The sequence below is a fragment of the Bacillus sp. SORGH_AS_0510 genome (assembly GCF_030818775.1).
Lineage (GTDB): Bacteria > Bacillota > Bacilli > Bacillales > Cytobacillaceae > Neobacillus.
The window spans coordinates 2,573,001-2,585,645 of record NZ_JAUTAU010000001.1 but is presented as its reverse complement, the minus strand read 5'-3'; the positions used below and the strand labels follow the sequence as shown (position 1 = coordinate 2,585,645).

Sequence of the window (12,645 nt, the reverse complement as noted above, 5' to 3'; positions counted from 1 at the left end):
TGAATTTCCCCCTATAAACTATAAGTTCATTTTTTTATACCCCTGTTACACACTTAGATAATAATATACTGCGAGTTCAATTTTTGCAATTAAAAAATTCTACAAATTTAAGGGTTTGTAAAGGAACTTGAAATAAGTTAGTATAATTTTATACAGGAAGTACAAATCCATTCAAAGGTGATTATATGTACAATAGAAAACAGAATGTTATTCATTCTGCTCATCAGCTTTTTACTGAAAAGGGTTTTCAAGCTACGTCTATACAAGACATTTTAGACTACAGTGGTATCTCAAAGGGGACATTTTATAACTATTTTTCTTCAAAAAACGAGTTATTAATCGCAATATATAAGACCATCCACAAGAATTTAGAAAAGGACAAGAATGACTTACTTATTGGTCAGGATCCCTCAGATATTGAGGTTTTTATAAAACAAATTGAATTGCAAATGTTGACAAACAGAAAACATAAATTGATAGCACTATTTGAAGAAGTGATGGCTTCAAATGATGAAGATTTAAAACAATTTATTCAGCGCAGTCGTTTAAATAACCTTCACTGGTACTATAAACGCTTTGTTGAAATCTTTGGTGAAGACAAAAGACCCTATATGTTAGATTGCGCAATAATGTTTCAAGGCATTCTCCAAAATAATGTTCAATACAATCGACTGGCCTATGAAACAGGTGAAAAAGTTAGTCGGGTAGTTCGTTATAGTGTTAGCCGTTTAGTAAAACTGGTGGAAAATGTGGCTGAGTCTGAAGATCAGTTACTACAACCAGAGTTCTTAAACAAATGGCTTCCTGGTTGCCAAAAAAATGAGCACGAGTTTAAAACTCAACTTCTTCAGCAGTCGGGGTCATTGAGAAAAACAATAGGAAAGCATATCCCAAATGAAACTGATCAAGTAAAATTTATTGAACTTCTAGATTTTGTAATTGATGAATTATTACATTCAACTGTACCGCGAAAATTTATTACAGAGAGTGCCCTTTCATCAATGAAGTCTAACTGTCATCTTGAGAAGGAACTGATTCAATTGGAATCTTTGGTGAAAGATTTCTTTAGACAGTTCGAGGATTAACACAAAGAAGACCCTTTTTCAACATTGAAAAGGGGTCTCATTATTTATTTTTACTTAGAAAAATTGCTTTTACTGGAAAAAAGCTTTTTGAATTTCCCAGATAAAATAATGTCTTGAATATTGTCTGACTTCCACCACTGCATCCTCACCATTTTTTGTGAAAATTAGACCTGATCCCATTTGTTCTTGAAAAAACCATCCTTTGGATTTCATAAAGTCTTCTACTACTATATATGCATCCTTCCCTTTACTTTCTGATATGTACCTGCTTCTTTTTTCGTTTTTAGATAATTCAACATACTCTGACTCAGAAAATTTAAGTTTTATCGCAGAAACCAGAATGGGCAGAGGATTTCCCTCTTGAAGAATGGCAGATCCAATTGTACTCATCACAAAACCAGAACCAATGACAAACACGATCACTAAGGAAACGATTAAAGTTTTCAGCTTCTCCATCTATTAACCTCCCGTTCTTCTGTTCCTACAATATTTGACGGGTGGAAAGGAATTTTAGTTTCAAAAGTATACATTTCATTTCGATGACAATATAAAAGAAGACTGCCTTTATATTATTGAGGCAGTCTTCTTATTAATAGGTTATGCTTTTTGTAAAAAAGTACTCGGCATTACTACCGCTACAACCTCACCACGAGCACAAAGTAAGTCATTTGCATATACTTCTGCTTCAACTTTAAATTTTTTCGGGTGAATTTCATGCACCCTTCCTACCGCCTTTAGAGGCACACCATGAGGAGTAGGCTTGAGAAAGTTCACATTTAGGGAGGCAGTCACAAAGCGTGGAGGTTCTTCCCCATCACCCGGTTCGTGGCCGTTTTTTCGGTGAAGTGCCAATGATGCTGACCCTGTTCCATGACAATCAATTAACGAAGCAACTATACCGCCATATACGAATCCAGGAAGCGCTAAATGTTGTGACTCGGGGTTAAAGAGTGTCACCGTGTGCTCCCCTTGCCAACAAGTACGAAAATGATGTCCATCTTCATTTAATCTGCCACAGCCATAACACCAGGCGAAATCATCTGGATACTCATCCTGAATAGCTACTATTTTATTTTCTACCACTGTAATTCCCCCGTTAATTTTATATTTTTTTTAATGGCTCTGTTAAAGTTTTCTGTTGATTTCCGCTCCAGGCACGAGCGGTTCGTGGGTGTTTCGGCGAGCCTCCTCGACGCAAGCGCCTGCGGGGTCTCCCCTGAACCATACTCCCACAGGACATTGAATTACATCTTGAATTCGCCCACGCACGAAGGAAATGCGATAGCATTTTCGAGGAGTCTTCGTGCCTTCCGCTCCAATCAACAGGGTGTATTAATCAACACTGTTCTTTAACACAGCCTTTTTAATAAGTCCCGATTTAGCTCACTTACATAACGTTTCCCTGATAAAGCAAGTGTTAAGTCAAAATCTGCAATAAGGTTTCTAAGTACCTGTTTAACTCCTTCTTCTCCAGCCAAGGCTAATCCATACATATAAGGACGACCAACCATAACAGCCCTTGCTCCTAGTGCAATAGCTTTAACTATATCAGAACCACGTCTAATTCCACTGTCCATTAATACAGGGATTTCGTCTCCAACTTTATCTATGATTTCTGGCAAAGCTTCAATTGCCGGGATGGCTCCATCCACTTGTCTTCCCCCGTGATTGCTGACAATAATTCCATCTACACCATGCATTACTGCTAGCTTGGCATCCTCAGGATGTAAAATCCCTTTTAATAAGATAGGTAGAGTAGTTTGTCCTTTTATATATTCTATGTCATTCCAGGTTAATGAAGGATTTCCGAATACTTGAGCCCATAGCATAATGGCTGACCTCAAATCCTCTTTTGGAGACTTCTCTAACCGTGAACAAAAAACAGGATCTTCTAAATAATTACCAATTCCTTCTGCTTCTAGGAACGGTAAATACGCATGTTCAATATCTTTTTCGCGCCATGCCATCATGGGAGTATCAAGTGTAATGACAATAGCACTATACCCTGCAGCTTCAGCTCTTTTTACCATACTTGCAGCTATTTCCCTGTCACTACTCCAATATAACTGAAACCACCTATCTCCTTCTCCCATTTCCTCAGATATTTTTTCCAAACTATATGTAGATGCTGTACTCGCAACGAGTGGAACACCTATATCAGCTGCAGCACGTGCAGTTGCTAGTTCGCCTTCTGGATGGACGATAGATTGAACTCCAATTGGTGCAAGTAATAAGGGATATTGAAATTTTTTTCCAAACAATTCAATGCTTAAATCTCTCGATGAGGTATCACACAACATACGTGGTACTATATTCCATTTTTCAAATGATTTATTATTGTTCCTCGCTGTAACTTCTGCACCAGCAGACGCCGCCACATAGTAATAAGGTTTGGCTTCTAATTGCTCCTTAGCTTTTGCTTCTAACTCTTCATATGAAACTGGTATAATGTTATTCTCTATTTTTTGATAAACATTAAATTGGACTTTATTGCCGAAACCCATTGTCAAGATCCCTCCTTTTTCCGAAAACGTTTTCATTAATATGATATCACCCCGAAAATTAAATGGTCAATGAATTGACAAAATAGTAGGAAAATCCAAATTATTTGAGCTGGTTATTATTTGACTTAATTTTCTAATAATATATGATAAATTTAGTAGTTCGAAAGAATGGTAGGAGGAGACTAGATGGAAAAAACAGTTAAAAAACGTTTAGCCCGATCAGAAGTACCTGAAGAATTGACTTGGAACCTAGATGACTTATTCCTGTCAGAGCAGGCTTGGGAAGCAGAATTAGTTGCTATTGACCAGGAAATCAACAAGTTTGAACAATATAAAGGAACAATACATACAGGGGCAAAAGCATTATTAGACTGCTTATCTGCACAGGAACAACTGTCCATGAAAATCATAAAAGCTTGGACATTTGCAAATCTTAAACAATCCGCAGATGGAACTGATCCAATCAATCAGGCAAATTCAGCGAAATTTTCCGCATTACGTACGAAAAGTATCGCTGCACTATCGTTCATAAATTCCGAAATTCTTTCACTCGAAGAAGGTGTTATTGAAAAGTACCTTCAAGAAGAGTCAGAACTTGAGGCTTTCAGAAAGAGCTTAATGGAACTTCTTGAAACAAAAAAACATAGACTTTCACCTGAAACTGAAGAGGCGCTTGCAGCACTGGGTGAGCTCCAAGGATCTCCTTATCAAATCTATCAAATGGCGAAGTTGGCGGATATGGATTTTTCTCCAATACAAGATGAGAATGGACTTGAATTACCCGTATCATTTGCCTTATTTGAGAGCCGCTACGAATTTTCATCGAATACAGAAGTTCGTAGAAAGGCGTATTACTCTTTTGTGGAAACTCTTAAGAAATATAAAAATACGATGGCGGCAACCTTTGCTACAGAGGTGAAGAAACAGATCACCCTTGCTCGCATGCGAAAATTCCAATCCGTTACACATATGTTACTGGAGCCACAGCAGGTTACTTTGGAAATGTATAATAACCAAATTGATGTAATTTATAAAGAACTAGCCCCACATATGAGGCGTTTTGCCCAATTAAAAAAGAAAGTTCTTGGTCTAGATAAAATGCTTTTTTGTGACTTGAAAGCACCACTTGACCCGGATTTTGATCCAAAAACCACTTATGAGGAAGCGAGCCAACTCATAATGGATTCATTAAAAGTGATGGGCCCTGAGTATTCTGAAATTATGGAAAGAGGTTTTAAGGAAAGATGGGTTGACTTAGCAGATAATGTTGGAAAGTCCACAGGAGCTTTCTGCTCCAGTCCTTATGGAGCTCACCCCTATATCCTTATTACTTGGCAAGATAATATGCGAGGCTGTTTCACCTTAACACATGAATTCGGTCATGCGGGACATTTCTTTTTAGCCAATAAAAATCAGAGGATCATGAATGTCCGTCCTTCTATGTACTTTATAGAAGCCCCATCAACGATGAATGAAATGTTATTAGGTAACCATTTACTAAGTAATTATAAAGATAACAAAATGCGTCGTTGGGTAATACTGCAGCTCCTAGGAACCTACTATCACAATTTTGTCACTCATTTACTAGAGGCTGAATATCAACGTAGAGTCTACTCACTCGCAGAAGATGGCAAAGCACTAACGGCCAAAATATTAACAGATATAACCCAATCAGTTCTTTCTGAGTTTTGGGGAGATACAGTCGTAATTGATGAAGGGGCAAGTTTGACCTGGATGCGCCAGCCGCATTATTACATGGGTCTTTATCCGTATACGTATTCTGCAGGGTTAACGGCATCAACAGCTATTGCGCAGATGATCCTTGAAGAAGGTCAGCCAGCGGTGGATCGATGGCTGGAGGTATTACGTGCAGGTGGTACAATGAAACCGCTTGACTTATTAAAACACGCGGGCATTGATATGTCTACGCCAGAGCCTATAAAGAAAGCAGTGGCCTATGTTGGGTCCTTAATTGATGAATTAGAAGAATCCTATCAGTAATTTTATATGAAGAGAGGCTGACTCTGCCTCTCTTTTGCTTAACCCATTTACATTTGAAATACTCAGCAATTTGAACCCTGTATACACCTTTCCAATACGATGTTTACAAGTTGGATGCAACGGTTCAAGTCTTTCTGTTGGGGTGTTATCTCAATTTTTAAAGTAGCAACTAATTTCGTTTGTACATAGAGCATATCCTTAAAATCATCTACAGCCCCGCAAAACTTTGGATAACCACTATCGCCAGTGCCAACAACTGCCGTGATTAAATTTTTCAGATCTAAACTTTCAAACCCATGATAGATGGCCATCATTTCTTGGGGGATATTACCATCCCCCCAAGTATATGTACCAACAATAACAGCATCATAGTCATTCAAATTATGAATGGAAAATTGAGAGATTCTAAATAGAGAAACATCGACCTTTTTTTGAATAAATAACTGCTGAATCAAATTAACTAATTCTTCCGTGTTCCCTGTATTAGATGTATACACGATCGCAATTTTCATAATTCATCAAAACCATTTGTTTGCGTGACCTTTGTATATGTCCTCGACTTCTGTTCAAAAAAATCAGACTTTGTTCCATTGATCATTTCATCACTAAACACATGAATCCATGGCATGGGATTCGTTCTCTCCTCGTACAGATTCTCCAAACCTAACTGTCGTAACCGTTTATTGGCAAGATATTCTGTGTAATCCTCGTATTCTTTTAAATCAATTCCATTAATATTGCGCAAAATGACATGTGCCCATTCCTTCTCTAGTGCAACTGCCTGTCCAATTGATTCGTAAATATATTCAATATTTGATGCTGTGTTTAATTGAGGATTTTCAGTTAAAAGAATACGTAAAAAGAGAGACATAAAGTATGCATGCTGCATTTCGTCACGTTGAATATAGCTAATCATGGTACTTGTCTTTAGCATTTTTTGCTGACGGGCTAGGTGATAGAAAAAGGCAAACCCTGCATAAAAGTAAATTCCCTCTAGATTAATGGAATTCACAGCGAGCTGAAATAAATTCTGTGGTGTAGGATTAGCCCGAAAACATTCATAGGCATCTACTATTAATTGGTTACGCTTTTTAACAATAGGATCCTCTTTTGCTTGATTAAACCACTGATTTTGCTCACTTAGAGGGATAAGTGAACTTAATATATATGAATAGGATTCATTGTGAACAGCCTCTTGTTGGGCAATGACTGCAAATATTGCCTTAAAACTAGAATCAGACACATAGTCCATTACCTGAAACATTGTTGGTGTTTGTATACTGTCTAAAGAGGCAAGTTGTGTATTAATCCGTAGAAAAACCCTCTTCTCAATTTCACTTAATAAGTCCCATTGCTTAATATCATCTTGCATATTAATTTCTTGCGCCTTCCAAAAATTAGCCAATAAGGTTTGATATAATTCATACATTTGCGGGTAGGCGATATCATTCCAATTAAGCAACCCAGAGGACTGGCCATTTATTATTCCTGTTGATTTATTTGGAAACTCAGGATTTAATAGTTTTATTTTTAATAAAGATGAATGAATATCCATGTAAAATCTCCTCTCAATTAACTGTGACAAGCCTCGCATTCTTCTATTTCGGTTTGGGTGGTACTCCTTACGTAATAGGTCGTCTTTAGTCCATGCTTCCAAGCCTCTAAATGAAGATTTAACAATTCTTTTGCTTTAATATCATGGCGAACATAAAGATTGAAACTAATTGCCTGGTCAATGTGGCGCCCTCGTGCCGCATTTTGTTTAATGCTCCATATCTGATCAATTTCATGTCTTGCTCGACGGTAATAGTTGTAGGTAATGTGATTTAAATCTGGTGCTGTCACTTTAAATTTAAAATTTTTCTTTTCTTCAGCATATTCGACAGAATAAATCGGATCTATTCCATCAGTTGACCCTCCGATTTTTGCCGTTGAGGAGTTGGGAGCTATAGCCATAAGCCATCCATTTCGAATTCCGTGAATGGCTACCTGTTTCTTTAATTCCTTCCATCTCTCAGAATGGTAATTTTTCCGTAAAAAGTAGTCTCCGGTCTGCCACTCTGAACCTCTAAACTGACTATATGCTCCTTTCTCAGCAGCTAATTCCATGGATGATTGAATAGTGTAAAAAGCAATATTTTCATATAATTCATCTGCAAATTGAACGGCTGTATCCGATTCCCAGTGGATCCCCTTAAGTGCAAGGAGATGATGCCAACCAAATGTGCCAAGACCCACGGCTCGAAACTTTTTATTCGTAAGAAGTGCCTGTCCCACTGAAATTGTATTTAAATCAATGACATTGTCCAACATTCTAACCTGAATACGTATTAATCTTTCTAGAACGTTCGCTGGTATTGCTTTTGCAAGATTAATAGAAGACAAGTTACAAACTACAAAATCACCTGGTCTACGAACAATTATGATATTTCCATCTTCGTCCTGATATTCTTTTAAGATCGTGGTTGGTGACGTATTCTGCGCAATTTCTGTACATAAGTTACTGCAATAAATGGATGTACGGCCCTGCCCAGAAATGTGTTTATTCGGATTTTGTCTATTCACTTCGTCCCGATAAAACATGTAGGGTGTTCCTGTTTCTAGTTGTGATACCATAATTCGTGCCATTATATCCATGGCTCGATAAGTCTTACGGGGAAGAAGTGGATTTTTTACAGCCTCTTCATATTTCTCAGTAAAGAATTTCTGATCTCTTTCATCATAAAAATCTTCTAGTCCGAGCAGATTACCTTTTTCATCCTTCCAGCCCATGATTTGTTTAACCTGATGCGGACAAAATGTATGCCATTCTCCTATACTTCTACCACTATCATCTTTTTCTTCAAGTCTTTGCATAAATAAATCTGGAATGGTAACGCCTGTAAAAATATCATGAGCTTTCCGGCGCTCATCTCCATTATTTGTTTTTAGGTCAAGGAACCCATTCATCAAATCTTTATGAAAAATATCTAAATATACTGCGATGGCTCCTTGTCGCTGACCCAACTGGTCTACACTAACAGCTGTATCATTTACTAATTTTATCCATGGTACTACACCTGAAGAGTTTCCTTTAAATTTCTTAATATCGGATCCTAATGCACGAACTTTACCATAATAGATCCCGATTCCCCCTCCATCTTTACTTAACCTGGCAATATCCCAATTATTTAAATAAATACTATCTAGGGAATCATCGACAGTATCAATAAAACATGAGGATAGCTGGCCAAAACTTTTTCCTGCATTTGCTAATGTCGGTGTAGCAACTGTCATATATAAGTTACTTAAAGCCCAATATGCTTCTTTCACTAGTTGTAAGCGAATAGTCTTTTTTTCGTACTTCATAAGTGTCATAGCAATAATCATGAACCGTTCTTGAGGCAATTCATAGATATTTCGTTCATAATCACGTGCGAGGTAACGATCTGATAATAAGAATAATCCTATGTAATTAAACAAGTGGTCTTTTTCAGGTCTGATCACTTTGGCTAAATTATGTATTTCATCTTTACTATACAAGGCTAATAAGTCATTCGAATAGATTCCTAGATCCGTTAGAATGTGTATTAATTCATAAAAATTACCATATTTTTGTGTATGATCGTACCCCCTATTTTTTGCTGCATCTCTATATAGTTCACTTAAATAAAAATTTGCAGCAACAAAAGTCCAATCTGGTTGGTCTATTGCTATTTGGTTAACAGCATATAATAATGCTTGGTCATTAATATCAGTGGCTGTTCCTTCCAACTGACTTAATTGCTTTTTTAGACCAGAAGCATCGATTTGAAATTTCTGTTCAGCCTGTTTAATAGCTTCTAAAACTAAATCAAGTTCTGTTTGTACTTTAGTGTTCATATTTTTCCCCCAAAAACAATAAAATCCGCTCAAGGTGAATTGAGCGGATGAAACGATAACAATAAAGGAAAAATCAAAAAAAGATGTCTTCCTGTCGCCATCGAATCATCTTCTCAATCCCCGAAGAAGTTGAAACATCTTAAGAAAGACAGGTCTCCTGACTTATGCATCACCCTACTTTGAGCCCTTCCCGTATAAGCGCCTACTCTTTTAAGCTCTCTTATACAGTGGTTTCCTCATTTCGTCTGCATTTACAGTTGCGGGGGCAGTTCTGGTTTTACACCAGATTCCCTTTTAAGCCTAACGGCATCTCATCTTAAGGCAAACACAATATATAGTTTTTTGTTATTAAAATATAACAACATCTTGTATAAAGCGGTTAAAATAAATACTAGTATAAATCTCATAAAATATCAAGGTATATTTTTAATTCCCTTTTTTAGTATTATTGTACCTTCTGAATCCTGTTTTGTAGTGGATAGGAGAAGGCTTTAGGCTGTGCAGTAATGTAATTAACCAGTGCATCTAGATCAACAGGACCAACTTCTTTATTTTGTGCATTTGTAAAAACAGTAAAACCGTCACCACCACCTGATAAAAAGATGTTGGCTGTTACTGTATACGACTTAGCCGGATCAAGTTCTGTCCCATCTGGAAGCTTTATTCTAACGATTCTGTTTCCTACAGGCTTATTAGAGTCCCAAGTATACGTTAACCCCGATATTTGCAATATTGCGGTTCTTGAATTCCTTGCTACATGAATGGAATGATTTTGAGTCAAATTAGAACGTTGATTATTCTGCACCTCCACTACACGTGCTAATGTATGATCTTGTTCTCTCCATCCCAACAATCCAAAAATTGCTGTATACAAAAGTACCCTAAAAAACCACTTCATACAATTCCCCCTATATTTTTCTAAAAGAACCAAAGGTATTTTTTGCTTGGTATAGGAGGAATATGCATATACCTATAAATTGAAAAATCACGTAAACTTTTACGTGATTCCTCTTTGCCAAAACTTTTACAAAAATTAGGTATGAGCAAAATCAATTAAATATTGTTCTATCATTCTCGCATCATCAGGGTGAAACATATGCGATGAATTTTCATACCAAACCATATCTTTTCCAAGTGGTGCCTCAAGGTTTTTATAAAATTCTTCTAACGGCCGCCCGTCTACATGAACATCCTTGGCACCATGTAAAAAAGAGATTCGGGTATCTATTCTTTTTAATTGGTCTAACTTAATATTTGCAAAATCTTCGATCAAATCTTGGGTGTATGTAAGATTATAGGCACTATAAAAAGAATGAAAGATATCTAATAATGAATATTCTGGGCTAGTCAAAAATTGTTTGAATCCTCCAACCATACCAGGATGTTTAACCGTTTCACTTTGATAGACCATAGAATTATATTTAATTAAGGGACGACGGAATGCTGTCCATTGTCTTACATTCAGGTAGGGCGGTTGACCTAATTCCTTTAACTTCTTTAGTGTTTTTTGATCATTGGCTTGTTTGGCTTTTTTTGTAACCCAGTCATAACAGAGTTGATCATTATTTGACCAATTTAATATTTGTGAAATCCCCATATAGCCATAAAGCTTTTCTGGATACCTCGAGGCCATATTTAACCCAATAATTGTCCCCCATGAATGGGCAGCTAAAAATAACTTATCCTGTTTAAAACGGCTCCTAAGGATATCGACTAGTTCATTACAGTCATTAATAAATTGCTCTACTCTCATTGATTCTACAGGTGTCTTCCTATCGAAGGATTTGCCTGCTCCACGTTGGTCATAAAACACAACGACAAAATGTTTCACCAGCTCTTTGGTCATAGTTGAAACCGCATAGTCTTTCCCCCGAGATACTATGCCTGGTACAGGCATACAAGGTCCACCATGAACAAACAGCAAAACTGGATTTGTCAAATTATCAGCTTGAATTAATACAGTTTGGTCCACTCCACCCAATTTTATCTTCTCAATAGAATCAATCCCGGATGGTTCAATAGCAAACTCCCTTTTCCCAAAAAATAAAACCATAATTTTCCTCCCTCTCCTTAATAGGATTATACAACAAAAAGTGTCAGGAACCATGGTTCCTGACACCTTTTATTTCTTAGCAATTAGATTTTGATAAGTGGCTGACGTCCTAACTTCCACAGTTAATGTACCCTTACCATAAATGGCTTTTATCAAAAAGGGGTATCCAGTTGTGTTTTTAAATTGAAAATCCGGCCCTCCATATGACACTGTTGCATCTCGACCTGCTGGCACATAACCAACGGATAATGAATGGTGATGCTTTTCTACATAGTTAACTGCTAAAAAATCCACAGCGTTAAATAATGTTGAGGACGTCTGACAAATGCCACCGCCAATTCCATCTACCATTTTTTTGTTCACAATTTCCTTTGCCTTTTGATAACCGTGTGCTGTGTCACTTGGCCCCACTGTAGAATTAAAGGAAAAGATGTCACCTGACCCCACAATGATATTATTGATGGCAATCGCAGATAGCTCGATATTTTTTGATCGCCCTATAACACCGCTATTAAATCTGGTTGTAAAAGTTCCTACTACTACTTCACTTAAGTGAGCAATATCCTCAGGCTTATATCCGCTTTCTGTAACGTACAAGGGTAATTCAATATCTCCGCCAACGAGAGATGCGGCCATTACCTTCTCGACTAATTCAGACTCCTCTAGGATCACTCTAGGTTTTCCTTTTATAATTTGCCCATTGGTATCAATCTTATCGAGAACCATTCGTTGGTCGTACCCAGTTGATGATTCGGTTCCTCTGGCCAATTCTTTTGCCCATTTTTCAATTTCTTTCTTAAAGGTTTCTTTGTCTGTTGCAAATCCCATGGTTTCTGGTATAAAGGTCTTAATTATTATTTTTGTATTCGGGTCAATGATATTTACAACAATTTGCTTAGGTTCCTCTTCCTTCTGTGGCTCTTCTTTTGGTTGTTTCGCAGGTGTTTTTTGAGGTTGCGAAACTTTTTTATCTGAGGACACCTCTTTTGTGGTTTCATCCATACATCCCGTTAATCCTATTAAGCTACTCATAACTAAAATAGAAATAGCCCACTTCCTTTTGCTCATCTCCCCAACTACTCTCCTCTAAAAATTATTCAGCGCTGTCCTAATACCTACAGGGCACCATTCCCCATTCACC

Annotated in this window: 11 protein-coding genes and 1 riboswitch; of the genes, 2 read left to right on the top strand and 9 right to left on the bottom strand. The window is 37.2% G+C overall.

Annotated features, from left to right (window positions below; all coding sequences use genetic code 11):
• Nucleotides 1-185: 185 nt before the first annotated feature.
• On the top strand, nucleotides 186-1,085 hold the full coding sequence (locus QE429_RS13335) for a TetR/AcrR family transcriptional regulator (RefSeq protein WP_307287545.1): 900 nt from the start codon (nucleotides 186-188) through the stop codon (nucleotides 1,083-1,085).
• Between the two features lie 69 nt (nucleotides 1,086-1,154).
• Here the strand turns inward: QE429_RS13335 and QE429_RS13330 are convergent, their stop codons facing one another.
• The 3 genes from QE429_RS13330 to QE429_RS13320 all read right to left on the bottom strand — a co-directional run bounded on the left by QE429_RS13330 (nucleotide 1,155) and on the right by QE429_RS13320 (nucleotide 3,589).
• Complete coding sequence (locus tag QE429_RS13330) at nucleotides 1,155-1,541, bottom strand: hypothetical protein (RefSeq protein WP_307287543.1); 387 nt, start codon at nucleotides 1,539-1,541, stop codon at nucleotides 1,155-1,157.
• A 141-nt stretch (nucleotides 1,542-1,682) separates the two neighbouring features.
• Nucleotides 1,683-2,168, bottom strand: coding sequence for a PaaI family thioesterase (locus tag QE429_RS13325; RefSeq protein ID WP_307287542.1), 486 nt, complete (start codon nucleotides 2,166-2,168; stop codon nucleotides 1,683-1,685).
• A gap of 266 nt (nucleotides 2,169-2,434) precedes the next feature.
• A complete protein-coding gene (locus tag QE429_RS13320; RefSeq protein ID WP_307287541.1) occupies nucleotides 2,435-3,589 on the bottom strand; it encodes a lactate 2-monooxygenase in 1,155 nt (384 codons plus the stop codon).
• Nucleotides 3,590-3,775: 186 nt separating this feature from the next.
• Here QE429_RS13320 and pepF point away from each other — a divergent pair, with 186 nt between their 5' ends.
• Nucleotides 3,776-5,590: an oligoendopeptidase F gene (pepF, locus tag QE429_RS13315; RefSeq protein ID WP_307287540.1), complete on the top strand. Its 1,815-nt coding sequence runs from the start codon at nucleotides 3,776-3,778 to the stop codon at nucleotides 5,588-5,590.
• A 62-nt stretch (nucleotides 5,591-5,652) separates the two neighbouring features.
• Here the strand turns inward: pepF and QE429_RS13310 are convergent, their stop codons facing one another.
• The 6 genes from QE429_RS13310 to QE429_RS13285 form a co-directional block, all read right to left on the bottom strand.
• The gene (locus QE429_RS13310; protein ID WP_307287539.1) at nucleotides 5,653-6,102 is read right to left on the bottom strand and encodes a flavodoxin domain-containing protein; all 450 of its coding nucleotides are present in this window, start codon (nucleotides 6,100-6,102) and stop codon (nucleotides 5,653-5,655) included.
• A complete protein-coding gene (locus QE429_RS13305; RefSeq protein WP_307287537.1) occupies nucleotides 6,099-7,145 on the bottom strand; it encodes a ribonucleotide-diphosphate reductase subunit beta in 1,047 nt (348 codons plus the stop codon). Before QE429_RS13305 ends, QE429_RS13310 begins: the two co-directional genes overlap by 4 nt.
• A 17-nt stretch (nucleotides 7,146-7,162) precedes the next feature.
• The gene (locus QE429_RS13300) at nucleotides 7,163-9,451 is read right to left on the bottom strand and encodes a ribonucleoside-diphosphate reductase subunit alpha (RefSeq protein WP_307287535.1); all 2,289 of its coding nucleotides are present in this window, start codon (nucleotides 9,449-9,451) and stop codon (nucleotides 7,163-7,165) included.
• Nucleotides 9,452-9,581: 130 nt separating this feature from the next.
• A riboswitch (cobalamin riboswitch) is annotated at nucleotides 9,582-9,781 on the bottom strand.
• A gap of 115 nt (nucleotides 9,782-9,896) precedes the next feature.
• Nucleotides 9,897-10,349, bottom strand: a complete 453-nt coding sequence (locus tag QE429_RS13295; protein ID WP_307287534.1) for a 5'-nucleotidase C-terminal domain-containing protein — start codon at nucleotides 10,347-10,349, stop codon at nucleotides 9,897-9,899.
• Nucleotides 10,350-10,484: 135 nt separating this feature from the next.
• The gene (locus QE429_RS13290) at nucleotides 10,485-11,504 is read right to left on the bottom strand and encodes an alpha/beta fold hydrolase (RefSeq protein ID WP_307287533.1); all 1,020 of its coding nucleotides are present in this window, start codon (nucleotides 11,502-11,504) and stop codon (nucleotides 10,485-10,487) included.
• 69 nt (nucleotides 11,505-11,573) lie between these two features.
• On the bottom strand, nucleotides 11,574-12,572 hold the full coding sequence (locus tag QE429_RS13285; RefSeq protein WP_307287531.1) for a VanW family protein: 999 nt from the start codon (nucleotides 12,570-12,572) through the stop codon (nucleotides 11,574-11,576).
• Nucleotides 12,573-12,645: the final 73 nt, after the last annotated feature.